Raw genomic sequence first — 25663 nt, forward strand, 5'->3', positions numbered from 1 at the left:
CTGATTCATGTACCGGAGAAGGAGTCAGGGGATGGAGAGAAGGCAGCTACAGAACATCAGCGCCCAGCAGCTGCGCCATATGCTGGAGACGGGAAAACCGGCGGCTTCGGCGCTGCTGTTCCCTAGTGAGCCGATTGAGGAGGGACGCAGCCGGCTGCTCGGATCGGCGGCTCACCAGCCGCTGATCGCAGAAATTCGCGCAGCGGCGGATGAGCTGCTCGGCCAGCCCGCGCCGGAGCTGAGCTACAGCCTGTTCCGGCAGTTCGAGGAGGCGGGACAGCGCAGCGAATACGATGCCGCTTATTTCAACCGCAGGCACAGGCTGACGACCTTCGGTCTGATCAGCTGGCTGGAGCCGGAGCATCCGGGTTATGCCGCCGCGCTGACGGACATCGTCTGGTCGATTTGCAATGAATATACATGGTGCCTGAGCGCACATATTGCCGGTCAGCCTGAGCTGAGGACGACGTACGGGACCGGCGTGGGTGAGTGGGGGCAGGACGAGCAGCTGACGGTGGACCTGTTTGCGGCAGAAACTGCGTTTGCTCTGTGCGAGCTGCTGTCGCTGGCGGGCGACCGGCTGCCTCCGCTGCTGCGCCGCCGCGTGCAGGAGGAGGTGCGCCGCCGCGTGCTGGCGCCTTTTCTGACCGGCGCGCCGTACAAGTGGGAGACGGAGACGCATAACTGGTCGGCGGTGTGCGCGGGCTCGATCGGCGCGGCGGCGATTTATGCGCTGATCGACGAGACGGAGCTGGCGGCCGTGCTGGAGCGCTGCCTGCGGGCCATCGACTACTATTTGCTCGGCTTTCAGGCGGACGGGGCGTGCACGGAAGGTTATTTGTACTGGCAGTACGGCTTCGGGTTTTACGTCTACTTCGCTGATTTGCTCAAGGTGCGTACCGGCGGACAGCTCGACCTGCTAGCATCGGAACACGTTCACCGAATCGCTTTGTTCCAGCAGCAGTGCTTTCTGGACGGCCGCAAGCTGCTCAACTTCTCGGATTCGACGCGGGAGGTTGGCGTCTTCATGGGGCTGAGCCATTACCTGCAAGGCTTGTACCCGGATATGGACGCACCGGCGGCTGAGCTGCGGGCGCCGTTCAAGGAGGATCATTGCGGCCGCTGGGCGCCGGCGGTTCGCAATCTGCTCTGGTACCGCGAGGACAGGCTCGGCGCAGCGTGGACGGCTGGCAGCACCTATTTGCCGGATGCGCAATGGCTGCTGTCCCGTCATCATACGAAGGGCGGCCGCTACGTGTTTGCCGCCAAGGGCGGACATAATGACGAGCCGCATAACCACAATGATCTCGGCCAATTCATGCTGGGCGTGAACGGCACTGTGCTGCTGACTGACCTGGGCAGCGGGCAGTATACGCGGGCGTATTTCGGACCGGAACGGTATCGCATCCTGTGCACGGGCTCGCAGGGTCACTCCGTACCCGTTGTAGGCGGAGAGCATCAGCAGGCAGGGGCAGCCGCGCGGGCCGAACTGGTGGAGCAGTTGTCCACGGCTGAGCAGGATAGGTTCGCCATCGAATTGTCGGGAGCGTATGCTTGCGACGAATTAAAGCGTCTGGAGCGGCGGTTCGTCTGGACGAAGACGGAGCAGCCGGTGCTGGAGCTGACGGACAGCTTTGTGTTCACGGGCCGACCGGCCGCAGTGACCGAACGCTTGATGAGCTGGGTTCGGCCAGTGGTTGCCGGTCCCGGCCGGATACGGATCGGCGAGGGAGGGGCGCTGCTGGAGCTGCAATTTGACGAAAGCCGGCTGGACTGGGAGACGGATGAGCTGGAGCATGTCGATCATTTCGGCCGCAAGGCAGCTTGTTACGCGCTGAAGCTCAAGGTGAAGCAGCCGGAGCTGACGGAGACGGTCAGGCTGCGGTTCAGCTTTCCAGAGATCGGCTAAGGGAGACGGAACAACTAAATCGAGAGGTAGAGGAGTGCTGACTATGACGCTGCAAGCAGGCTGGGCCCAGGAGGCCTGGGACCAAACCGTACGCAAGGTGACGAGAACAAGCAAGCGAATAGGGGATCGCTTTCCCCATGCGAGCGTAGACGGGGAATACAAGCTGGAGCCTGCCTATTGGTGGACGGCCGGCTTCTGGCCGGGGTTATTGTGGCTTGCGTACCGCAGCTCCAAGGATGAGGCGCTGCGTGAGCTGGCCGAATCGTGCGAGCGCCAGCTTGATCAGGTCGTGGCCGATTATTACAAGCTGGATCACGACATCGGCTTCATGTGGACCTTAACAAGCATTGCCCGCTACAAGCTGCTTGGTCCGGACACTGCCGCAGATTCGAAGCGTCGGGGCTTGCTCGCCGCGAACCTGCTCGCTGCGCGCTTTAATGTGCAGGGCAATTACATCCGTGCCTGGAACCCGTGGCGCGAGGGCGAGGAAAATGCAGGCTGGGCCATCATCGACTGCATGATGAACCTGCCGCTGCTGCACTGGGCGTCCCGCGAATCGGGCGACCCCCGCTACAAGCATATCGCGCTTCGTCACGCCGATACAGTGCTGGAGCATTTTATCCGCCCGGACGGCTCGGTTAACCATATTGTCGTGTTTGATCCGGCGACGGGCGAGCAGCTGCGTGTGGAGGGCGGCCAAGGCTACGCCCCGGCATCGGCCTGGTCGCGCGGCACGGCTTGGGCGATCTACGGCATGAGCCTCAGCTACCATCACACCGGCGATGGCCGTTATTTGGACGCGGCCAAGCGCGCGGCGCATTTTTTCATGGCGAATTTGCCGGACGATTACGTCCCGCACTGGGACTTCCGTCTGCCGGACGGCGTGACGGCTTACCGCGATTCATCGGCCGGCGCTTGCGCCGCTTGCGGCCTGCTGCTGCTGTCCCGCCAGGTCAGCGGCCCGGAGTCGGCGTTATACCGCCAGGCGGGCGAGCGGATTCTTCACTCGCTATACACCAATTACGGCGCATGGGATAATGAGCGGGAGGAAGGGCTGGTCCTGCATGGCACAAGCCACTTCCCGGAAGGGAAAAATATCGACGTGCCGCTGATTTATGGCGACTATTACTTCGCCGAGGGATTGACGCTGCTGCTGGAGCAGGGCGAGCTGTTCTGGTAGGCTGACGAGCGGCGATTAATGCGGTTTAGCGGATCAGCTGAAAAGCAAAAAAGGCGCGGACCCTGTGTACAAGCACAAGGGCCGCGCCTTTTTTAGGTTAAATCAGTAAGCGATAGCTTCTCCGTGGGCATAGGGAGCCAGTGTACGTCCCATACCAAATCCACGCCATCCAGCCGTTGCCAAAAGATCGTAAAATTCTCCGAATCTGTTGTTTGCTTCCTGCTTCGTCGTGTCTGCTTTTGCCGAAGCTACTTGCATTTGATCTAACACTCCGCAGGCGTCAATTCGGATGCAACGACTCCTACATCTTAGCGTTTGCTTGTCTGTGCGGTTACGCTAATTTGGATCTAGATCTCCATTAGACAATACTGCCAATTCCTTAATGCCAACGTCAATTCCAATCTTCTCGTCCGTCAGGTTGTCTTCGGGTGGTTCCTGGTTAATTCCCACAGAAATGTACCAATACTTTCTAGGAAAGCTGATCTGCGGCAAGGGGGTGGTTGTAAAATTTATGAAATGTGGATTGTTGATCGGCTTGGGTGACTACACTAATAACAAACCCATCTGGAGGTGTTACCATGTACGTAACCTGTCCATCTTGCGGCCAACAGGTCAAGATAAAGAAGAATGGAAACGGGAGATGTAGCTGTGGCGCAAGCATCAAGGTCATCTCAGATAATTGCTAGGAATCGAATGAACGGATATAACGTTTTTTAGCACATTGCTGTAGACGCCCCGAGTGTTATGTGCAAAAATATAAGAATAATGACATTTTGAGGTGTTAATTATGAGATATATCTATAAAATTTTCTACGAAATGAATGCTAGTGACTTCGATAACATTTATAAACAAAGATTCTCTTTTGATTCCACTCAACACCTGGGCTTGAACATAAAGCCAATGAATCAATCCCATCCATATGAGCTATACTTTGTCCCAACAAACGAAATGCTGAACATGATCAATGATATAAGCTGTATCTCTCAAAGCCTTCAACAGACATTTAGTGCTCTACCCCAAATTGCCCAAAACCAATTCATACACGAATGTATGGTTGAAGAACTTTTTAATACCAACGATTTGGAGGGAATTAGAAGCACTAGAGAGGAAATTTCTAAAAGTGCAAAAGAAGTGAGATTAGACAGAAAAAAGAAGAGAAGATTTGAAAGCATGATTAAGTTATACATGAAAATGATTAGAAATGACATCGGGCTTCCTGTGCAGCCTGAAGATATCAGAAACATTTATAATGATATAACGAATGGGGAGATTGAACAAGAAGAGTTGCCTGACGGTGAAATTTTTAGAAAAGAAATCACTTATATCTTAAAAAAGTCAGGGTCAGGCAAAGTTGTTCATCAAGGAGTTACACCCGAAACAGAAATAATATCCTCCATGACACAATTATTAAAATTCATGAATGGCAATGATCATCTACCTATGATTATTAAGGTTGCTGTTGGTCACTATTACTTCGGATATATACATCCGTTTTATGATGGTAATGGCAGAACCTCCAGGTTTATTAGTAGTATGTACCTATCAAAAGTATTGGGCAATATCTCAACACTTTCTCTATCCAGAGGTTGTAATAAATATAAAAACAAATATTTGGAAATTTTTGAACATACAAACAGTATAAAGAGCAGGGGGGAAATGAACTGTTTTATAGAAATGTTTTTGGAGATTATTGTAGGCGCGCTAAAGCAAATGGCAGCAGAATTAAAGGAAAAAAGCCAACTGCTGGCCATGGCGCACGAAAAAATAAAAAGTGATTGTTCATTGAAAGAGGATGACTATAGAAACATCATGTTTGTATTAGCTCAAAATCATTTTTTTGATTCAGCAACCGGTCTGACTGTTAAAGAACTGGCAAAAGTTCTTGAAAAATCTGAAGCTACAACACGAAAGCTCCTGAAAGAACTTTCCGCTCTGTCATTGATTGAGGTACAGGGTGAGCGGCCTGCGTATTTTTACATCAAGCAAAAGTATTTCGAAGCTTAGGCTCTATGAAACGACATCATACAAATTCGTCGCGGCTTCATGGACAAGCGTGTGAAGGCAAGCTCCCTTTACACCGCTGTCTGACTGCGACTCTTGAGGAGACGATCCTATGAAGACAAAAACGCTGGAAATTCGAAGCGTCACGGCGGATACGCCGGAGCTGAGGGCGCTGATTGCCGAGTTGGATACGTACTTGCAGGGGATTTATCCTCCTGAGGAAATTTTCGTTGTTGATTTCGACGATCCGTCGATTCGCGAGATTCGCTTTTTCGTCGCATACATGGCAGATGAAGCGGTTGGCTGCGGCGCGCTCCGTCCGCTTGATGCGGAGAGCGCCGAGCTCAAGCGATTTTACGTGCGGCCGCAATACCGCGGACGCCGCATAGCGGAAGCGCTGCTCCATCGGCTGGAGCGGCAGGCGCGCGAGCAGAATCGTCTGGTGCTGCGCCTGGAAGCCGGTGCGCCGCAGGTGGAGGCCGTCCGCTTCTACGAGAAGCACGGCTATGTGGAGATTCCGCCTTTCGGCGAATATGCGGCTTGCCCGTCCAGCCTTTGCTACGAGAAGCGGCTTGCCGCAAACTGAGCGACCAGATGTTGAATGAAAGCGGCTGCGGACGGCCCCGGATGGATGTCTTTGCGGCAGACGACGCCGATGATTTTGCCCGGAACCGGATCTGTAATCGCCAGCGCCCGCACCTGATCGTCTTGCAGACTCGCTACATAAGAAGCGGGCAGCACAGCGCCGCCGACGCCGCGTCGGGCTAGCTCAAGCAGAGAGTCCAGTGTCGACACCTCCACCTGCGGCCGCAGGATGAAGCCTGCTTCCGCGCAGTAAGCGTCGATCATCTGGCGGACGAGAAATTTGGGCTGGAGCAGCACAACCGGGTGGCGCTGCAGCTCCGCCAGCTTCACCGCAGCTTGTCCGTATAAAGGGTGGCGTGACGAGATGACGAGCTGCAGCGTGTCGCGAAACAACGGAACGCTTTCCAGCAGCTCGTCCTTGAGGGGAAGAAACACGACGCCGATATCCAGCCGGTTGGCGAGCAGGCCTTCCCGGGTTTCCTCGGTGGCCAGCTCGGTGACCGACAGCTCGATGCCCGGATAGGTCTCATGGAAGCTGATGAGCGCCGACGTCAGCAGATGATTGCCGGAGGAGCCGATCCGCAGCTGTCCGCGTTTCAGTCCTCGCAGCTCGTCCAGAGCAAGCTGGGCCTGCTCCAGCTCATGGAAGGCGTTCAGCGCATGACGGCGCAGGATGTGCCCGGCTTCCGACATGTACACTTTTTTCCCGATACGGACAAATAAAGAAGCGCCGACCCGCTGCTCCAGCAGCGCAATCTGGTGGCTAAGCGTCGGCTGGCTGATGCCGAGCCGTTCCGCCGCTTTCGTAAAGTGCAGCTCCTGACAGACAGCCAGGAAATATTCGAGCAGCCGATGATCCATCGGAATCATCCTTTCCCTGTTATCATAGATAGTAACTATGATCTTAATTGAAAATACCGGATTGATCAATGAAAAGGCATCCCTTAAAGTAGAAAAATAAATCCATACGGACGTCCGTATGAAAGGTGGAGCCTGACGATGAAGCAACCTATAAAAATTGAACGGACCGGCAATCCGAAAACCAGGCCTGCACTAGCAGATGTGCAGCGCGGGTTCGGCCAATATTTCAGCGATCATATGTTTCTGATGGATTATACGGACGGACAAGGCTGGCATGATCCGCGTATCGTTCCTTATGCGCCATTGACGCTTGACCCGGCGTCGATGGTATTTCACTATGGGCAAGCCGTATTTGAAGGAATGAAGGCGTACCGGGCAGCCGACGGCGAGGCGCAGCTTTTTCTGCCGGAGCGCAATGCCGAGCGGTTGAACCGTTCGCTGGAGAGACTGAGCATGCCGGCGCTTGCGCCCGGTCAACTGCTGGAGGCGGTGCGGACGCTCGTTCGCGTCGATCAGGACTGGATTCCGCAGCAGGAGGGAACTTCGCTGTACATCCGCCCCTTCGTCATTGCAACGGAAGCTTCGTTTGGCGTGCGTCCGTCCTCGCGTTATTTGTTCGTGATTGTGCTGTCGCCGGTGGGCGCTTATTTCCAGGAAGGGCTCCAGCCGGTCGATATTTTGGCGGAAGCGCAGGACGTGAGAGCGGTGCGCGGCGGTACAGGATCAGCGAAGACGGCGGCCAATTATGCCGGCGGACTGAGAGCGCAAGTGGAGGCGCGCGCAGCCGGATGCTCGCAGGTGCTGTGGCTGGACGCGCTGGAGCGCAAATATATTGAGGAAGTCGGCAGCATGAACGTATTTTTCCGGATCGCCGGACACGTCTATACGCCTGCGCTGACGGGGTCTATTCTGGAGGGCGTGACCCGAGGCGCGGTGATGGAGCTGCTGGATGACTGGGATGTGCCGTGCACGGCCCGTCCCATTTCGCTGGACGAAGTGCTGGAGGCCGCCGAAGCCGGGACGCTGGAGGAAGCGTTTGGCACGGGGACGGCGGCTGTCGTTTCGCCGATCGGCGGCATTCGCTGGAAGGACCGGCTTGTGCCGATCAACGGCCGTCAGGTCGGGGAGCTGTCGCAGAAGCTGTACGATACGATGACGGGCATCCAGCGCGGACTGATCCGGGACGTATACGGCTGGACGGTGCGCATCTAGGCGGAGTATGCGGGCAAATGCCAGACTAGCGTCGTCAGGGAAGACGAAAGCAACGGCGAGAGCGAGATTCCTCCGTTGCTTTTTTGGCTCTCGGAGAGCAGCTCACCGATCCGAGTACATTCCGCTGCGCAACTGTGGCAACCTCTGGTAGACTGAGCAGTAGTTACGCTGATTAAGCTGCACAATCATCTACCAGGGGGGAGGTATGAGCGCTGCCATTTTGACCAGACTGAAGGAAGAAACGACGCCCGATCATATCCGGTTAGAGGAAAACAGCTACGCGAAGGCCATGATGAGCGATCAACTGACGCTGGAGCAGTACCGCGGTTATCGGCCAGTACTTGACCGTCAGTCTTGGCGTGGCTGCCATGAGGCCGTTGCCGGAAATTCGGCCCGATGAGCTGCTGGCGGCCGCCGACAAGGCGCTGAGGATAGCCAAGCAGTCGGGGAGAAACCAGACGCGGAGCGCCAGCAATTGAACCTCTATTGTGAAGGTGTTCCTATTAAATGTAATTTTATTTTTTGAGCTTGGCTTCATTGGAGAATCGGTTTATAATGAAAATTGCTGATTTTCAGCCATTTTGTCATGAACCGGGGAGCTATAACGATGAATAAATTTGACCATAAGTTAGAAAAGTATGCAGAGCTTGTCGTGCGGATCGGCGTTAATATTCAGCCCGGACAAGTCTTGTTTGTGGAGTCGCCGCTCGAAGCTGCTGAATTTACCCGTCAAGTCGTGAAGAAGGCTTATGAGGCGGGCGCGAAATATGTGCAGGTGCAATGGGACGACGAGCAGGTGACAAAGGCGAGATTTACATACGCGCCGGATGAATCGTTCGATTATTATCCGGCCTGGACCGCTTCGATGATGGAGCAGCTGGCTGAGGGCGGCGGCGCGCTGCTGAACATCAAGGTGCCGGATCCGGAGCTGTATCAGGGAATTGATCCGGGCAAGGTGACGCGGGCAACGAAAGCGGCTGCGCTGGCGCGCAAGACGTTTCAAGGCTACGTGCGCAACAAGAAGTTTTGCTGGTGTCTGGTGAAGGCGCCGACGCGGGCGTGGGCAGGCAAGGTGTTTGCCGATTTGCCGGAGGAGCAGCAGGTGGCGGCCATGTGGGACACGATCTTCCAGATGACGCGCGCAGACCAGCCGGACCCGGTTGCTGCCTGGCGCGAGCATATCGCGGCGCTGACGCAGGTCAAAAGCGTGCTGAATGCGAAGCGATTCCGCCGCTTCCACTATAAAGCGCCGGGCACTGATCTCCTCGTGGAGCTGCCGGACGGCCACATCTGGCATGGCGGCGGCACGGCGGACGAGCGGGGCGTTTACTTCGTCGCTAATATGCCGACGGAGGAAGTCTATTCGATGCCGCTGCGTACCGGCGTGAACGGGACGGTCACCAGCACGAAGCCGCTTAATTTGAACGGCCGACTGGTCGACGGATTTTCGCTGACCTTCAAGGACGGGCAGGTTGTGGACTTTAACGCTGCTGTCGGCTATGACTATTTGCGCGACCTGCTGGATACCGACGAAGGCGCGCGTTATTTGGGCGAAATCGCGCTTGTCCCGCACGACTCGCCGATCTCCAACCTGAACCGGGTGTTCTACAACACCGGCATTGATGAAAATGCCTCCTGCCATTTCGCGGTAGGCAGCGCCTATCCGTTTACGATTGAAAACGGGACCTCGCTGACGCAGCAGGAGCTGCTGGAGCGTGGGGGCAATGTCAGCCTGACGCATGTGGACTTTATGGTCGGCTCCGCTGTATTGGATATTGACGGCGAGCTGCCGGATGGCACGTGGGAGCCGGTGTTCCGTCAGGGCAACTGGGCGCTCGCTGAGCTGGCCGCCGACCAAGCGTAGCCAAGGCGCGGCCGCACGGGTACAAATAACGTGTAATCAAGTAAAAAGAATGCCATCCAAAAATGACCTCAGCATCCACGTTTTGTGGAGGATGAGGTCATTTTTGGATGGCGATGTATAGTCGGTCAGTACACGGGTGCTGGGTCCGGTTACGTCGTTTTTTTTGTTTTTCGCGGTTTTTTGCCGAGTGACACGGCTGCCAGATGCTTGTAGCTGCGAATGGTTGGTCCTTTGCAAAGCGGACATTCGGGATACGGATTCGAGGAAAACTCTTCGCGGACCCAGGCTTTGCAAGCGGAGTCCTTGCATTTCCAGATCACAGTAGGCTTTAGTTCAGGTTTTGCAGCTTCCTTCGGAGCTTCTTTGTTCTCTACGCTCAATGTGGGCATCTCCTTGTTTACTTTTATATGTTTTAGAATTCGCATGCCTTTGCAGGCGGACCTGCGCAGGCTTTAATCAGCTGCTTGAGCCGCCGACCGGCAGGCTAAAGCGCCCTGCACGCGGACAAGCCACCGCCCTGATCGCCTGCAGAGCAAGCAAACAAGGGGCCGCGGCAGCGTGAAGCAAGTATGGGCTAGCTGGAAATCGAGTAGCGGACGACCTGATTGCGGCCGTTTTGCTTCGCTTGATATAAGGCGATATCCGCCTGCTCCACCACCGTCAATTCGGGCACCTCCGGGCGAGGAATCAGGCTGCTTACCCCGATGCTGACGGTTACGCAGGGGGCAGCTGTTGAGCTGGCATGCGGGATGGCAAGCGCCTCGACGGCACGGCGGAGCATTTCCGCCACATGCGCGGCGCCGGTGGCATCGGTTTCGGGCAGGACAAGCACAAACTCCTCCCCGCCGTAGCGGGCGGCCACATCATTGGGACGCTGGGCCAGTTCATCAATCGTTTGGGCCACCTCCTTCAGGCAGCGGTCGCCGCCCTGATGGCCGTATGTATCATTATACCCTTTGAAGCAGTCAATATCGCATAAAATCAGCGACAGCGGCGTCCGGCTGCGGCAGGCGGACCGCCATTCCCGATCGAACATTTCGTTGAAATACCGGCGGTTGCCGATGCCGGTCAAGCCGTCAATCATCGTCAGGCGAGTCAGCTCGCGGTTTGCTTCAAGCAGCCGCTGCTCGACTTCCTTGTGCTGGGTAATATCCCGGATAATGCTGCTGAAAAACAGCAGGCGGCCGGTGCTCCAGCTATTCAGCGACAGCTCAATCGGAAACTCGGAGCCATCCTTGCGCAGTCCCTGCAGCTCGATCGTGGCAGCGTCCTTGTGGTCGGTTGGGCGCGAAAATCGTTTGAAATCCTGCACCTGCTGCTCACGGTATTTCTCAGGTAAAATATGGGTGATCGGCTGGCCGAGCATCTCGTCCGCCGCATGGCCGAACATCAGCGTTGCGCCCTTGTTCCAGGAGATGATGGCCAGATGCTGGTCCGTCAAAATAATAGCGTCATTCGTTGATTGCGTCACGGAGGCAAATTTATTTTCCGAATCCTTGAGCGCCATGGCACTGCTGACCATCGGGGCGAGCTGATGGATCATATTGATATGATTTTGCTGGAAAAAGTCCTTCACGCTGGACCCTAAATTAACGAGTCCAATGACAGCTCCGTTGTAAAGCAAAGGCACGTGAAGGGAGGAACGGCAGCTCTGGCCGTAAAGCTCCTGCTCGCGGCTTCCGCCTGGCCGCGCTCTGCGCCAATTGCGGAACAAAACGGGCTGTCCGGTCCGCGTGAGCGCAATCGCATCAAGCTCCTCGGGTTCAACCAGCGTCATCGGCCGGGAATAGCTGCCGTTTTTAAACAGGCTGGCAATGTGATACTGATGATTATCAATGGCCAGCACATTGCCGACGTCGGCTCCGGTCAGGCGGATCAGGGCGAACAGCGTATGCTCGTAGATGCGGGACATGGAGGAGCCGGTGAACTGATGCGACAGCTTGAGCACGGTGCGCTGCAGCATGTACATCGTCTTCACCATCCACAGCAGCTGAATCAGGCTGCCGATGACGACAGAGCCGAGCAGCAAATACAGCAGCATGACAGGCATAATAGTCGCGCTTTGGCTGCCAAGCAGGGCAAACAGCGAGCCGGCCATGCCCAAACAGCCAAGCAAGGCCATCGCAGCCCACTTGAACCAATGCCGGCGTGAAAGGGTGCAAAGCAGACCGGCGCCTGCTCCGAGCAGCAGCGCCGTTAAGGCGGCCGAATAGGCGGATGAGCTGGGGCCGTAATAGGCGATCCTGAAAACGCTTATCATCCCTGCCGTCAACAAGGAGGCGGGCAGTCCTCCAAAGTAAGCCGCGGTCATAATGGTCAGCTGCCGCAGATCAAGAATTAGCGTCTGGTAGTGAACGCTGAAAAACATCAGCACAATGCCAAATAAGCCTTGCAAGGCGCCGATGCCGAGCTTCGCAAATAGCGGAAGGTTTAATCTTGGGCGATCCAGCAGTGTGACGGAGACCGTTACCAGGAAGAGGATAATTCCAAAATTGATCAGCAATTCTTGTGCCAAAACGGGCCTGTCCTCTCTGCGCCTGCTTCTTCTCGCCGTTATCCGTCATGAATCGACATTAGTAAATCATACCGTGTTCCGGCGATTCTGTACACTAAAAAATCACATATCTTCAGTAAATGATGACATTTTTATGTCAATTTCAAAAATCGTCTCCAGCAAAGGCAAAGCTTTACGCAGCGCGGCTTCTCCCGCATACTGAAAGCAGCGCTCCGGCGCCGTTTAGACAGGCAAATGGATAAAGAGGTGATCTCATGAAGGGGGAGCGGCAAATTGCACTTGTGACCGGAGCGTCAAGCGGCTTCGGGCTATTGACCTCGGTGGCGCTGGCCAAGGCAGGGTACCAGGTCATCGCCACCTTGCGGAATCCGGCCGCTGCCGGCGCATTGCTGGAGCGGGCCAAGCGAAAATGTCAGCGAACGGCTGCATATTGTGCAGCTGGATGTGACCGACGCCGCTTCGATTGGAGCGGTCGCCGCTCTCGTGTATGACCAGCACAGACGGCTTGACGTGCTGGTGAACAATGCGGGTTTCGCCGTCGGCGGCTTTGTCGAGGATGTGCCTGTTGAGGCGTATCGCAGTCAGCTCGAAACGAACGTATTCGGTCTGATCGCGGTGACCAAAGCAATGCTTCCGCTGATGCGCGAGCAGGCGAGCGGGTTGATTATAAATGTCGGCAGTATAAGCGGCAGATATGCGTTTCCTGGCTACAGCGCTTATGCGGTGTCGAAGTTTGCTGTTGAAGGCTTCAGCGAGGCGCTGCGGCTGGAGCTGCAGCCATTTGGCGTACAGGTTGTGCTGCTGGAGCCGGGAGCGTACCGTACGGATATTTGGCGCAAAGGGTTCGAAACAGTCTACGCCCCGGAAGCCTCGGTTCACCGCAGCCGCCTGGAACGTATTCTGCGAGTGTCGAGGCAGACCGCGGAATCTGCGCCGGACCCGCAGGAGGTAGCAGATAAAATTGTGAGCTTGACCCGGCTGCGCAAGCCCCGTTTCCGCTATCCGCTCGGCAAAGGCTCGGCCTTGGCGTTGCTTGCCCGGGCTGTGCTGCCCTGGTCCTGGCTGGAGCGTGCGCTGGGACGGATGCTGAAGTAAGAAATCGTTAAGGAAGCTGCTGACAATTACTTAAGCTTTGTCTGCTATCCTGTTCCTGTCTCAATCGTGAACAAGGAGGATGGCATGAATGAAACAAGCCATTGCATGGGCACTGCTGCTGGTCGGAGCTTTAGGGTTAGCCGCATGCGGCCGGGAGGTGACGTTTGCCGGGGCAAGCGAAAACTGGGCTGTGATCTGCACGGTGGAACCGTCGGCTCATACCAGGTCATACGAAATTCGGTACAAGGGTCGGCAGCAGTCGGCGGCTGTGCTGATTGCGTACGCGTTCGAGGGCAGCTCCAACTTTCAGGCCAGCAACGAGCATAAGGGAAATTTGAACAAAAATTTAGTCATTGCCGGTGAACGGAAGGAAGCGATAGATTACGCCGAGGAGGACAAATTTTATGTGCGGCTGCAATGGCTGGGCCAGGAGGAACGGATTGCACTGACGAAACCCGGCCGTTAAATGCGAAGGCCCAGCTTTCGCGGGCCCTAGGGGGGCGGACCGCATAAACTGCTGCTCGGACCGCATAATGTCGTCCAGCACGGAGGCCGGCGAACCGATCTGTGAACCGGGGGGCAGCTCGGCTTTGAGGGCTGCACGTTGCTGACAGCATAAGCAGTCTCGCATTAAGCATGCCGCTGCTTGCAGCCGAATCACTCCTCAGACGAAGCCCCGGATTGGCCTCGCAGGGAGCAGCTGCAAGGCCAGTCCGGGGCTCCGGTGAAACGGAGAAAAATGGAGGACAGGCCGTTCAGTTGTCCGGAAGCTCGAAGTCGGGATCAATAAATTCGTCCCAGTCCCGGTCAGCCTTCATCTGGTTGCACTCGTTACAGGCGCATACGCAGTTGACGGGCGTTGTATGGCCTCCCTTGGCGCGCGGCACGATGTGATCGAGCGTATCGCCATATTCGCCGCAGAAGTGACAGGTATACCGGTCGCGGGTCAGGATAAACAGCCGAAACGCCTTATTCGTATAAATGCGGCGTACAGTATGCTTGTTGACGACGACAGCCGCATGCTCGCGAACGAGGTTTACAGCCGTCTCCAGATCGGTTTCCTGCTGCCAGCGCCGGCCTTTGTCCGTACGGCCGCGCATCCAGAGCACACCCGCGCTGTTAGGCCGCAGCACGGATGCGTCAGGCCCCTTCGGACGCGGGGGCGGAATGGGCAGCGGCCGTCGGGTTCGTACCTTAGGCGGCGGGGGAGGCGTTTCTTCACCCGTCTCCGCTAACGTTTCCGTTTCATGTTCAGTCGGCCTGGCGGCCGCGGCGCTCGGCTTCTTGCGTCTGCGCCGTCGCCTGCGCTTTTTGGACGGCGTCTGGGCTGGCCCGGCCGCGTCGTCATCGTCGGAATTGGCTGGCTCGTCTGAAGCAGCGACGTCCGCAGTCACGGCAGCGAGCGCGGAGATGCCAACGGTCCGTTCGGCGATTTCCGCGGGCCGTGCCGACTGCGCGGCGTGCAGCTCAGCGTCAGCGGCATGAAGCGGAATGCCGACAATGGGAGCGTTTGCGGGAACAGGCATAGCTGGGCCGGCGAGGGGAGTGTTTGCGTCAATAGCCGCAGCCGGACGCTCGTCATGGCTCGGCCCGCTTTCCTGCTTGCGCAGCTTTCGGCAGGAGCGGCACATGCCGCGTCTGGCCGACTTGCCCCCGCGCCTGCCGCTGCGTCGAAGAAACTCGGTCAGAGGCTTGGCCTCCTTGCAGTGAGCGCATGGCTTAGAGGCAGGGGCAGATCCCTCGATTGCTTGTTCATGGATGTCGTTATGCAGCTCATACTCCAAGTGGTCCACCTCATCGTTCTTCATTCGAAATCAGGTCTTATTCTATTGTACAACAAAAGCGTCTGCTTCCCAACATCCGTCAGCTGTTCTTTTTTACCGCCGCCAGCTTCCTGCACTGGACTAAAGTCCAGCCCGGTTGCTTCCCCGCAGCAGGGGGACAGCCGCTTGGAGCCTGTGATACAGTGAACGTACTGAAATGCCACATCATTACATAGTTTGGGAGCGATTAGGTCATGAACAAGCAAGGATTGGCGGGAGCCGTACTTATTTTACTAGGAGCCAGTATTTTTATGTTCCGGGATCGCGACTTCGGTGTCGGGATGCTGTTTGCGTATTATTGGCCCACCATGTTTTTGATTCCGCTCGGACTGTTTTTCCATTGGATGTATTTCTCCATGACCCGCGGGCGCGGAGTCGGGTTGCTGGTGCCCGGCGGTATTTTGCTCGTCTCGGGAGTCGTGTGTCAGATCGCGACGCTTTTTGACGCGTGGGCGTACATGTGGCCAGGCTTTATTCTCGCTGTCGCTGTCGGGCTATTCGAGCTGTATTGGTTTGGCGGCAGACATCGCGGGCTGCTTATTCCGATTAATGTGCTCGGCGGCTTGTCCCTGATTATGTTTGCCGTGTTTACGGTGGGCTCGCTGCTCAGCAGGCTGTCATCCGGCGGCTCGATCGTGGCGATTGTGCTGGTCGCGGCTGGCGCTTATTTGATGTTTGGACGCAAGAGGTCGATGTAGCTTGTCCGGCTTGTTCGTTATTCGGTTGTTGCGGCACAGGCGTTTTTGTTCCCGGTCGGGAGCGGAAGGGCCTGTTCGGCCTGCCTGGGCGTCCAAGGCCGTCTTTATTTCGGCAGGCGGCTGTGCTACCCTCAAGTAGAAAGAGGGACGGGAGAGTGGCACGGCATGAAGCGGTTGGTCGTTACAGGCTATAAGGCGTCGGAGCTCGGTATTTTTTCCTTGAAGCATCCGGGCATTGATATTATTAAGAAGGCAATCCGGCAGCGGCTGGTTGCGTTAATGGATGACGGACTTGAATGGGTCATCGTCAGCGGGCAATGGGGCGTAGAGCTATGGGCGGCCGAGGTGGCGATTGAGCTGCGGGGCACGTATGGAAGCTTGCAGCTAGCCGTCATTTGCCCGTTCCTCGGGCAGGAGGAAAACTGGAGCGACCCGAAGAAAGCGGCGTACGAAGCGGTGCTGCGGAAAGCCCAGTATGTCAACAGCGTGACGAAAAGCGGCTATGAGGGACCGTGGCAGTTCCGTGAGAAAAACAAGTTTCTGCTGCGCAATTCCGACGGCTTGCTTATTCTCTATGACGAGGACAAGGAGGGCTCGCCCAAATTTATTCGCGAGCAGGCGCTGCGCCTGTCGCAAGCCGGGCCTTATCAGGTCATGTCTATCAATGAGCAGGACCTGCAAAGCATTGTGGAAGACGAGCAAGTGAATCACTGGTAGACTGTCGAACGCCCACACCCCGACCTGCATACGATGTAGCAGCTGGCATCAGCAGGAGAGAGGGTGATGGGAGTGACGATAGCTTTAGTTCCGCTGCACGGCGTTTATTTGGCTTTTATTCTCGGGATTTTGGCGGTGCTGATCAAACGCCGCGATACGACGATGATTTGTGTCGTCGGCATTTTTGCGCTGGGCTGGATGGCGACGGAGACGCTGGCAGGCTCCGTGTCCGGCATTTTTAACAGCTTTATTTATGCGACCCGTGAGCTGCTTGGCACCATTTTCATTATCTCCATTATTGTGGCGATGAGCCGGGTGCTGATCCGCACCGGGGTCAACGAGGTCATGATTGCGCCTCTGACCCGGTTTCTGCGCACCCCGGCGCTGGCGTTCTGGGGAATCGGACTGATTATGCTCGTGACGTCGCTGTTGTTCTGGCCGTCGCCGGGCGTGGCGCTGATCGGCGCCGTGCTGGTGCCGGTCGCTGCGCGCGTCGGTTTGCCCGCACTCGGCGCTGCGGTCGCGATGAACTTGTTCGGTCACGGAATTGCATTGTCCGGCGACTACATTATTCAGGGGGCGCCCAAGCTGACTGCCGACGCCGCAGGGCTGCCGGTCGCCGATGTAATGCAGGCGAGCATTCCGCTTGTGCTTGTGATGGGCGCGGTGACGACGGTTGCGGCCTTTTGGATGATGCGGCGCGATATGGCCCGCGGCGTTTGGCGAGACGGTCTGGTTGCGCCCGGTTCAGGGATGAGCGGCAGCGCGCCGGGAGGGGCCTCGTCCCGCGATGCTGCCGTCGTGCTGTCCCCGCGCGCCAAGCGGTGGCTAGCGGTGCTGATCCCGCTGCTGTTTGCGGCGGATGTGGCTGCGATGTTTGTCCTGGGGCTGCAGGGAGGCGACGCGACTGCGCTGATCGGCGGTACTGCTGTGCTTATTTTGCTGGCTGTGACGCTGCTGGCCCACCGGAGCCGGGGGCTGGAGCAGACGACAAGCTACTTGATTGAAGGCTTTCAGTTCGGATTTAAAGTGTTCGGCCCGGTTATTCCGATCGCTGCGTTTTTTTATCTCGGCGACGCGGCCTTCACCGAGCTGTTCGGCGCCAAGCTGCCGGACGGCTCGCATGGCATTGTCAATGATCTTGGCGTCGCGCTGGCGCAGGTCGTGCCGCTGAACGGGGGCGTCGCAGCCGTCACGCTGACCGTCATTGGCGCAATTACCGGACTCGATGGCTCCGGGTTTTCCGGCATCTCGCTGGCTGGTTCAGTCGCCAAGCTGTTTGCGACGGCCATTGGTTCAGGAGCAGCGACGCTGACGGCGCTTGGCCAGGTGGCCGCGATTTGGGTCGGCGGCGGCACCTTGATTCCTTGGGCGCTTATTCCTGCGGCCGCGATTTGCGGCGTTAGCCCGTTTGAGCTGGCGCGGCGCAATTTGAAGCCGGTGCTGCTTGGGCTGGCGGTAACGACGCTGGTGGCGATATTTTTAATTTGACACGGACAGCTGAGCAGCAGGGGAATGGCCGTCTGAGCTTCCGGCGGCCTTTTTTCTTTAAAGCGCTGTCATTTCGTAAGGGGAAGGATTTTTACAGGGATTTGTCGTTCAAAAGGTGGACATGCCCGTTTACGATGATGATGCGCAGGTTGCACGCAGAGCCCGTCCGCCCCATCCGCAAGGAAACAACTTGATAGAGATACATACCCTGAAGTATGCTATACTAGGGCGTATCGTTTACAAGAAATTAATAACTTATAATTGCGGGGAATATACATGGGAGAACTGCAGCTTGCTTTGCGCACGTATGGCCGCAAAACGGCCAGACGCCTGCCTTTACTGGTGTGGGCGGTGTGGATTGTTTTTTTAGTGGAGGTGCTCAGCCGGGGACAATGGGGAGAATCATTCGGCTGGACGTTCACGGAAATCCCGGTGCTCGGGTTGAATGCGCTTGTTGTGCTTGGCCTGCTGCTGCTGCTGACCGCGCTTACAGCCAGTGTTCGCATTTCGTTTTGGCTCGTATCCAGTGTCTGCCTTGGCTTCGGGCTGATCAGCGGGGTCAAGCTCAGCATTTTGGGTGTGCCTTTTTTGCCATGGGATTTGCTGTTGACCAGCGAAACCCAGGACATGACGCAGTACATCAGCGGCATTTTTAATTTTACGATCATCTCCGGCTTTATCGCCTTTATTATCATCAGCATCCTGCTGCTCTACAAGCTGCCGCGTCTGATGCTGCGGATGGGCTGGCGGCACCGCATTACGATGGGGCTTGCCGCATCGCTGCTGCTTGTATCCATTTATAACGACGGGGCGATCAACCTCAAGAAGCTGGTGAATGTGCAGAACATCGCCTGGGACCAGACGGAAAATGTCCGGACCAACGGCTTCCTGCTGACGACGATGATGAATATCAAATATTTGTTTCTCGATGAGCCGGGCGGCTATGACGAGAAGACGATCCACGGCCTTGCGGCTTCGGCTCCGCCCGCGGTACCGGCAGCCTCCGAGACGAAGCCAAACATTATCGTCGTGCTGAGCGAAGCGTTTTGGGACCCGACCCAGGTGAAAGGGCTGACGTTCAGCCGCGACCCGATTCCGTTTTACCATGAGCTGGCGAAGAAATATTCCAGCGGCACGATGCTGTCCCCGCAATACGGCGGCGGAACGGCCAATGTCGAGTTTGAGGTGCTGACCGGCAATTCGATGCGGTTTTTGCCACAAGGCTCCACCCCGTATAACCAGTATATCGACAAGGGCGTGGATTCGCTCGCCAGCATTTTGAACCGTCAAGGCTATGCCTCGACAGCCATCAACCCGTTCCACAGCTGGTTTTATAACAGTAAGCGTGTGTACGAGAATTTCGGCTTTTCGACCTATATTCCGCAGGAGTTTTTTGAACCGGACTACGAGGGTCCGTATCTTGCCGACCGGGGCGTAGCTAAGGAGATTATTCAGGCAAGCCAGGCATCCTCAGGCGCTGATTTTATTTTCGCCAATACGATGGAAAATCATTATCATTATTATCCCGGGAAGTTTAAGGAAAATACCATCGAGGTTACGGGCGTTGAAGGCGAGTCGAAAGGCATGTTCGAGACGCTGGCGCAAGGCTTGAGCGGGGCGGATCAGATGCTGAAAACGCTGGTTACGCATTATGAGCAAAGCAAGGAGCCGACGATTATCGTCTTTTTCGGCGATCACCTGCCCAGCTTGGGCGATGATTACAAGGCGTACCGCGACAGCGGCTATCTGGAGCCGAACGATCCTGAGTTTTTAAATAAAATTTACCGGGTGCCGCTGCTCGTCTGGAACAATTATTTACCGGAGCATCAGGACCAGTTCAATATGAGCCCTTCCTTTCTTGGGCCGTATTTGCTCAAGCTTGCAGGACGCGAGGGCAGCTATTATACGGATTATTTGAATCAGCTGGCGCAGACGACGCCTGTCATCCCGCCGAAAAACAGGTTTGCCGAGCTGGGCATATCGGAAGACAGCCTCAAGGGCTACGAGCGGCTGCAGTATGATATCATGTTCGGCAAGCAATATGCGTACAAGGAACGCGCGCTGAGGGTCAAGGACCCGGATTATGTGATCGGCAACGGCAGGCTGGAGGTCGATCATGTGACGGTCGAGGAAGCCGGGGCTGACCGGATTGTGAAGGTTGAAGGGCAAAACCTGCCCGCCCAGGCCATCGTGCAAATCAACGGCCAGCCGGTGCTGACCGAGCGGATGTCTGCGGGCAAGCTGATCGCTACCGTGAAGCGGGAGCTGCTGACGAAGCTGCCTTGCCAGATCGAAGTGATCGTGAAGGATTCGAAGGATAAGGTTGTCGTCCGGTCGAATGCGTATGCCTACGACGAGGTCGCGGCGGCGCCCGAAACAGCTGTACAATAACGACCTCACAGGAACAATCTCCCGACAGGCTCAAGGCCACTGGAAAGACGAGCGGAGCGAACGGAAGCATGCTGCAGAAGTGCAGGGCGTGTCCCGTACGCAGCTGTCGCTTTTTCAGTGGCCTTGTTAGTGCGTGGGTGTAGGTTTGGCAGAGTAACGGCAGCCTGCGCTGCCGCTATAAGCGTACAGCTTTATGAAAGCGGTTGCGGGTGGTAAGATGGGGTTACGGCAATGACTGCGAACCGTCAGCCGCCGGCAGAGAGGACAGGTGTCCAGGCATGAGGAAAGCGCGTTTTTTTAAGGGGCTGGGTTTGAAATACCGGGCGATGTTCACCAAAATCCGCACGATGCTGCTGCTCAGCTATTTGGTCATTATTTTGCTATGCATCGCGCTGGTCGGGACGGTTTCGTTTATGATTTCCTCGCGTTCGATGTCCGAGCGGGTGGAAAGCTCCAGCCTGCAGCTTGTCCGGCAGATGGAAAATCATATGGACAATGACTTTCAAAATAAACGGAATTTGCTGCTTGCTCCTTATTATACCCCGGAATATATTGACGGGATCAACACCTATCCGTTTATGGATGCGCAGGAGCAGTTTTTGTTCCGGCGAAAGCTGGGCGACCTGTTTCTGAAAAGCTTTAATTTGACGCCAATCCGTGATTTTATGCGGTTTCAAATTTATTTCAGCACCGGCGACCTGCTCAGCTCCTCGGATAATCAATCGCCGTGGACGGCCGACGAGGTGCGGGAGTCCAGCTGGTTCTGGCGTACGGTTGCCGGAGACGGACGGGTTTATTTCAGCGGTCCGCCTGCGCTCAGTCCTTCGGGTCAAGCGGACGCAGCCGCCTACTCTTCGTCGATAATGATCCGTGACTTTGCCGGTCCCGACCATTTCATCATTATACGCGTCGAATACAACGCCGAGCTGTTCCACGGCATCGGGCATCATGACAGCTTGTCGGCGAACAGCCGGCTGCTTGTGCTGGATGAAAGCAACCAGCCGATTTACGCATCTGCGGGGGCGCTGGACGCGGTGGCCGGAACCGAGCTGCTGCCGCAGCTGACGGGAACAGCCGGGAAGCTGTGGCTGGACGGCCGCGATGACAGGCTGCTGGTCACGTATACCCGTTCCAGCTATTCAAACTGGACGATTGTGCTGCTGATGCCTGAGCAGGATATTTTCGGCCCGCTGAACCAGATCAAAACGGCGACGCTGCTGACTGCGCTGCTTGCCTTTCTTGTCACGTTTTGCATCTCGGTGCTGTTTGGCCGCAGCTTGACGAAGCCGATTCTGGTGCTGTACAAAACGATCAACCGGGTGAAGCGCGGCGACTTCTCGGTGCGGGTGGACGTGGCCCGGCAGGATGAGATCGGGCTGATTGCGTCCAATTTCAACGATATGCAGGATGAGCTGCAGCGGCTGATCGAATCCAAATACATCAATCAGATCAAGCTGCATCAGGTTGAGCTGGCGATGCTGTATTCGCAGATTAATCCCCATTTTCTCTACAATACGCTGGACAGCATCAAGGCGATGGCCGACTATTACGAGGCTGGCAAGCTAGGCAGCATGGCCCAGTCGCTGGCCGACATGTTCCGCTACAATATCAAAAATACAAATGAAGTCGTTACGCTGCGCGAGGAGCTGGAGCAGGTAGCCGCTTATATGAATATTCAGCATATTCGCTTCGAGGATAAAATCATCTACGAGCAGCAGATCGAAGAGCCGCTGCTGGATGCGCCAGTGCTGAAAATGACGCTGCAGCCGCTGGTGGAAAATGCCGTTTTCCACGGGATCGAGCCTAAGCTGGGCGCTTGCCGTCTGCGGGTGACCGCCAGCACCGAGGAGGGAATGCTGCGGCTGACCGTAAGGGATGACGGCGTCGGCATTGAACCGAATCGGCTGCGCGATCTGCGCGAGCGGCTGAACGAGTCCGTTTACCACGAGGATACGGCGTTCGCGGCTGAGCAAGGCGGCATCGGCATCCGTAATGTGTGCGCGCGTTATGCGATCCGCTACCCGGAAGCATTCCGCTTCGAGCTGACAAGCGAGCCGGGCGTCGGGACAAGCATGACCCTGTTGATTCCGCTGCAGCCGTAGGTCGGAATATTCAACATGACGAGTCGAAATCGTCAATAGCCTAACCGTAAGCGTTTTCATTATAATCAGGTTGTAAGCGATTTCTAAGGGGAGGTTACACCAGATGAGAACAATGAAAAAGGCTTTGACCACGATGACGGTCTGTCTAACCGCGACTGCACTGGCAGCATGCGGAGGCGGAACAGCAAGCAATGGAAGCACGCCGGCCGCGACGCCTGCTCCCGAGCAAACGCCGGCCAAAGCGAAGGACCCGGTTACCTTGACCTTTGTCATCTCGAATACGGTAGATGCTGCGCCGTTTAACAAAATTTTTGAGGAATATAAGAAAAAAACGGGCAACAAGGTGGAGCTGCAGGCGCTGCCCGGCGGTGACTTTGACAATATGATGAAAACCCGCTTCTCGACCGGCGACTTCCCCGATCTGTTCCTGATGCAGCCGGGCACGAAGCAAAACGTCAAGCTGCGGGCGGAAGAAACGCTGCACGAGTGGAGCGGCGACAGCGCGGTGTGGGACCGCATTATTCCGTCGATGAAGGAGTTTCAGACGACGGTCGACAAGAAGATTTACGGCGTGCCGTTCGGCGCAACCGGGATGATGGGGGTATTCTACAACAAGGACGTCTTCGCCAAGGCAGGGGTACAGCCGCCGAAAAATTACGCGGACCTTGTGGATATCGCGAAGAAGATTAAAGCGGCGGGTGTGACGCCGTTCTACGAGGGCGTGAAGGACGGCTGGCCGGCCCAGGTGTTTTATTTGACGGGCTGGGTGTCGCAGGTAGACCCGGCGATCAAGGACGAAGGCGTGCAGAAGCTGGAGAAAAACCAGCTGAGTCTGGCCGACATTCCGGAGGTCAAGGATTTGTTCACCAAGCAAAAGGAATTGAAGGACCTCGGCTTGTATCAGGACAATATTATGGCGGGTACGTATGACGAGATGCAAAACAAGCTGGGCGAGGGCAAGGTCGCCATGGCGTTTATGCTGGATGGCATTATTCCGCAGCTGGAGAAGAAATTCACGAAGGATTTCGTGAAAAACAAGCTTGGCTTCTTCCCATTCCCGTCTGCGACCGATGCGGGCACGGCGCTGATGACGCCTCCGAACCAGCTGATGGTGCCGGAGAAGGCCAAGCATTCCAAGGAAGCGATCGAGCTGATCAAGTTTATGATCTCGCCGGAGATGGTCAACCTGTATTACCAAAATGCGCCTGGAATTCCGATCTTCAAGGATGCGAAAAGCGAGCTGTACCCGGTACAGGAAACCGTGAAGGCGCTGATCGACGCTGGCAAGGCCAAAATTAATGTGCAAAACCGGCTGACGCCAACGTTCGCTGATTTCCAGAAAACGGTACAAAACTTCTTTATCCTCGGGGATGTCAATGCGGCAGTCAAAGAATTTGACGCCAATTACAAAAAAGACGGCAAAACGAAACGTTTGGCCGGATTCGAATAAGGGAGCCGCGCAAGCCGGCTGGGGTCGCAACGCTCCCGGCCGGAACGCTGCGGAGTGGAGGTGAACGACATGGGAACGAATAAATATCCGCTGTACTTCTCGTTTCCCGCGTTGGCTGTGTTCCTGCTGTTTTTTATAACGCCGACCTTGATCGGGTTTTATTACAGCTTTACAGACTGGAATATCAACGCGAAGGATATCCGTTTCATTGGACTGGACAATTATACGGCGCTGTTTCAGGAGCCGCGGCTGCTGACGGCGCTGCAAAATACACTTGTATTCGCCGCCGCCGTTACCGTGCTGCAAAATGTCGTCGGCCTTGGACTGGCGCTCATCATGAACGAGGCGCTCAGGCTGCGCAACCTGATGCGGATGATTTTTTTCATGCCGTATGTCATCGCGCCGATTGTCATCGGCTACATTTTCCGCGCGATTTATCACCCGGAGCATGGCATTGTCAATACGACGCTGGAGGCGATCGGGCTTGGCTCGCTGGCGAGCGATTGGCTGAACGACCCCAACTTGGCGCTGTTTTCGATTATTGTCACCGATATTTGGCGGGTTGCCGGATTTTCCATGGTCGTGTATTTGGCGGGGCTGCAGTTTATTTCCAAGGACCTGATCGAAAGCTCGTCGATGGATGGCGCGAATTACTGGAGCCGCTTCCGGCATATCGTATTTCCACTGCTGGCGCCGGCGTTTACCGTTAATGTGCTGCTGTCGCTGATCGGCTCGATGAAAGTATTCGAGATGGTGATGGTGCTTACCGAGGGCGGTCCGGGGTATACGACAGAGGTGTTTTATACGTACATCCGCAGCATGTTCAGCTCCGGTGAATTCGGCTACGCAACGGCCGTCAATGTGGTGCTGTTTGTGCTGGTGACGGCTGTCGGCGTGCCGGTGCTGATGAAGATGAAGAAGCGGGAGGTGGAGCTATGACCGGGGCCCGGAGCAAGGGGCATCTGGCGCTGGAGGTTGTAACGGTGCTGCTGGCGCTGCTGATTCTCATCCCGTTTGTGATGATTTTTGTCAATTCGTTCAAGGATATCCGGGAATCGGCCCTGTTTGGCCTGTCGCTGCCGTCGCAGTGGCAGTGGTCCAATTACATGGACATTTTCGGGCAGTCGAACATTATGCGCGGGTTTATGAACAGCTTTCTGATTTCCGGCAGCGTCGTCATCTGTGTCAATTTGTTCGCGTCGATGGCCGCCTTCATTATCCAGCGCCGGGACAGCCGGTTTCTGCGTTCCGCCTACTACATGTTTATTATGGGGCTGATCGTGCCGGTATCCATCGTGCCGACGATCAAGCTGATGGGCGATCTGCATATCCGCGGCACGTACTTCAGCCTGATCATGTATTATACCGCGGTACTGCTGCCGTTTGCCGTGTTTCTGCTTGTCGGGTTTATGAAGTCGATCCCGCGGGAGCTCGATGAAGCGGCGCTGCTGGAGGGCTGCAGCTACTTCCGGCTGTACACGCAAATTATTTTGCCGCTGATCATCACGGTGCTGGTAACGGTTACGATTGTGGTGATGGTGTCGGTGTGGAATGATTTCTTCGGCCCGTTTTATTTGATGACGGACAGTACGAAGTGGACGATTGTTTTGCAAATTTTTAACTTTGTGACGATGTACAGCACGAACTGGGGCGTTGTGTTTGCGTTTATGGTCGTCGTGGTATCGCCGGTACTCATTTTGTATTTGTTTTTGCAGCGGTACATTATTGACGGCTTAACGGCCGGTTCGATGAAGGGCTAAGCCGCCTG

General features: G+C 56.1%; 21 protein-coding genes and 1 pseudogene. 18 read left to right on the forward strand and 4 right to left on the reverse strand.

The features are described 5' to 3' along the window. Positions 1-31: 31 nt before the first annotated feature. The 4 genes from AC6ROY_RS02610 to AC6ROY_RS02625 all read left to right on the forward strand — a co-directional run bounded on the left by AC6ROY_RS02610 (position 32) and on the right by AC6ROY_RS02625 (position 5677). A complete protein-coding gene (locus tag AC6ROY_RS02610; protein ID WP_500098405.1) occupies positions 32-1909 on the forward strand; it encodes a heparinase II/III family protein in 1878 nt (625 codons plus the stop codon). A 43-nt stretch (positions 1910-1952) separates the two neighbouring features. Further along, positions 1953-3089 (forward strand): glycoside hydrolase family 88 protein, encoded by a 1137-nt coding sequence (locus AC6ROY_RS02615; RefSeq protein WP_500098406.1) that lies wholly within the window; start codon positions 1953-1955, stop codon positions 3087-3089. A gap of 787 nt (positions 3090-3876) precedes the next feature. Continuing rightward, entirely contained in the window at positions 3877-5094 is a 1218-nt protein-coding gene (locus AC6ROY_RS02620; protein ID WP_500098408.1) for a Fic family protein, read from the forward strand. 109 nt (positions 5095-5203) lie between these two features. After that, a complete protein-coding gene (locus AC6ROY_RS02625; RefSeq protein WP_500098410.1) occupies positions 5204-5677 on the forward strand; it encodes a GNAT family N-acetyltransferase in 474 nt (157 codons plus the stop codon). Here AC6ROY_RS02625 and AC6ROY_RS02630 read toward each other — a convergent pair. Next, a complete protein-coding gene (locus AC6ROY_RS02630) occupies positions 5650-6537 on the reverse strand; it encodes a LysR substrate-binding domain-containing protein (RefSeq protein WP_500098411.1) in 888 nt (295 codons plus the stop codon). The two genes, AC6ROY_RS02625 and AC6ROY_RS02630, sit on opposite strands and share 28 nt — an antisense overlap. 138 nt (positions 6538-6675) lie before the next feature. On the opposite strand from AC6ROY_RS02630, the gene AC6ROY_RS02635 reads away from it, so the two are divergent. The 4 genes from AC6ROY_RS02635 to AC6ROY_RS02650 all read left to right on the forward strand — a co-directional run bounded on the left by AC6ROY_RS02635 (position 6676) and on the right by AC6ROY_RS02650 (position 9613). Beyond that, on the forward strand, positions 6676-7749 hold the full coding sequence (locus AC6ROY_RS02635; protein WP_500098412.1) for a branched-chain amino acid aminotransferase: 1074 nt from the start codon (positions 6676-6678) through the stop codon (positions 7747-7749). Positions 7750-7954: 205 nt separating this feature from the next. Further along, positions 7955-8149, forward strand: coding sequence for a hypothetical protein (locus AC6ROY_RS02640; protein ID WP_500098662.1), 195 nt, complete (start codon positions 7955-7957; stop codon positions 8147-8149). Then, positions 8118-8228, forward strand: coding sequence for a hypothetical protein (locus AC6ROY_RS02645; RefSeq protein WP_500098414.1), 111 nt, complete (start codon positions 8118-8120; stop codon positions 8226-8228). The genes AC6ROY_RS02640 and AC6ROY_RS02645 overlap by 32 nt, the downstream gene beginning before the upstream one ends. A 128-nt stretch (positions 8229-8356) precedes the next feature. Further along, the gene (locus AC6ROY_RS02650; protein WP_500098415.1) at positions 8357-9613 is read left to right on the forward strand and encodes an aminopeptidase; all 1257 of its coding nucleotides are present in this window, start codon (positions 8357-8359) and stop codon (positions 9611-9613) included. Positions 9614-9762: 149 nt separating this feature from the next. Here AC6ROY_RS02650 and AC6ROY_RS02655 read toward each other — a convergent pair whose 3' ends face one another. Next, on the reverse strand, positions 9763-10038 hold the full coding sequence (locus AC6ROY_RS02655; protein WP_500098417.1) for a cold-inducible protein YdjO-related protein: 276 nt from the start codon (positions 10036-10038) through the stop codon (positions 9763-9765). 149 nt (positions 10039-10187) lie between these two features. Then, positions 10188-12128: a diguanylate cyclase domain-containing protein gene (locus AC6ROY_RS02660; protein WP_500098418.1), complete on the reverse strand. Its 1941-nt coding sequence runs from the start codon at positions 12126-12128 to the stop codon at positions 10188-10190. Positions 12129-12382: 254 nt separating this feature from the next. Here AC6ROY_RS02660 and AC6ROY_RS02665 point away from each other — a divergent pair. Both AC6ROY_RS02665 and AC6ROY_RS02670 read left to right on the forward strand, forming a co-directional pair. Further along, a pseudogene (locus AC6ROY_RS02665) lies at positions 12383-13223 on the forward strand (SDR family oxidoreductase). 88 nt (positions 13224-13311) lie between these two features. Further along, complete coding sequence (locus AC6ROY_RS02670; protein WP_500098419.1) at positions 13312-13689, forward strand: hypothetical protein; 378 nt, start codon at positions 13312-13314, stop codon at positions 13687-13689. Positions 13690-13978: 289 nt separating this feature from the next. Here AC6ROY_RS02670 and AC6ROY_RS02675 read toward each other — a convergent pair whose 3' ends face one another. Continuing rightward, a complete protein-coding gene (locus AC6ROY_RS02675; RefSeq protein ID WP_500098421.1) occupies positions 13979-15031 on the reverse strand; it encodes an HNH endonuclease in 1053 nt (350 codons plus the stop codon). Between the two features lie 209 nt (positions 15032-15240). Between AC6ROY_RS02675 and AC6ROY_RS02680 the strand changes: the two genes are divergently transcribed. The 8 genes from AC6ROY_RS02680 to AC6ROY_RS02715 all read left to right on the forward strand — a co-directional run bounded on the left by AC6ROY_RS02680 (position 15241) and on the right by AC6ROY_RS02715 (position 25655). Further along, on the forward strand, positions 15241-15744 hold the full coding sequence (locus tag AC6ROY_RS02680; RefSeq protein WP_500098423.1) for a hypothetical protein: 504 nt from the start codon (positions 15241-15243) through the stop codon (positions 15742-15744). A gap of 165 nt (positions 15745-15909) precedes the next feature. After that, complete coding sequence (locus tag AC6ROY_RS02685; RefSeq protein ID WP_500098424.1) at positions 15910-16461, forward strand: SLOG family protein; 552 nt, start codon at positions 15910-15912, stop codon at positions 16459-16461. A gap of 66 nt (positions 16462-16527) precedes the next feature. Continuing rightward, complete coding sequence (locus AC6ROY_RS02690) at positions 16528-17952, forward strand: hypothetical protein (protein WP_500098425.1); 1425 nt, start codon at positions 16528-16530, stop codon at positions 17950-17952. Between the two features lie 276 nt (positions 17953-18228). Further along, complete coding sequence (locus tag AC6ROY_RS02695) at positions 18229-20343, forward strand: LTA synthase family protein (protein ID WP_500098426.1); 2115 nt, start codon at positions 18229-18231, stop codon at positions 20341-20343. Positions 20344-20621: 278 nt separating this feature from the next. Continuing rightward, positions 20622-22445 (forward strand): cache domain-containing sensor histidine kinase, encoded by a 1824-nt coding sequence (locus AC6ROY_RS02700; RefSeq protein ID WP_500098428.1) that lies wholly within the window; start codon positions 20622-20624, stop codon positions 22443-22445. 103 nt (positions 22446-22548) lie between these two features. Then, positions 22549-23895: an ABC transporter substrate-binding protein gene (locus AC6ROY_RS02705; RefSeq protein WP_500098429.1), complete on the forward strand. Its 1347-nt coding sequence runs from the start codon at positions 22549-22551 to the stop codon at positions 23893-23895. A gap of 69 nt (positions 23896-23964) precedes the next feature. Continuing rightward, a complete protein-coding gene (locus AC6ROY_RS02710) occupies positions 23965-24834 on the forward strand; it encodes a carbohydrate ABC transporter permease (RefSeq protein WP_500098431.1) in 870 nt (289 codons plus the stop codon). Continuing rightward, positions 24831-25655 (forward strand): carbohydrate ABC transporter permease, encoded by an 825-nt coding sequence (locus tag AC6ROY_RS02715; protein WP_500098432.1) that lies wholly within the window; start codon positions 24831-24833, stop codon positions 25653-25655. Before AC6ROY_RS02710 ends, AC6ROY_RS02715 begins: the two co-directional genes overlap by 4 nt. Positions 25656-25663: the final 8 nt, after the last annotated feature.

The organism is Paenibacillus sp. sg306046, assembly GCF_059821225.1.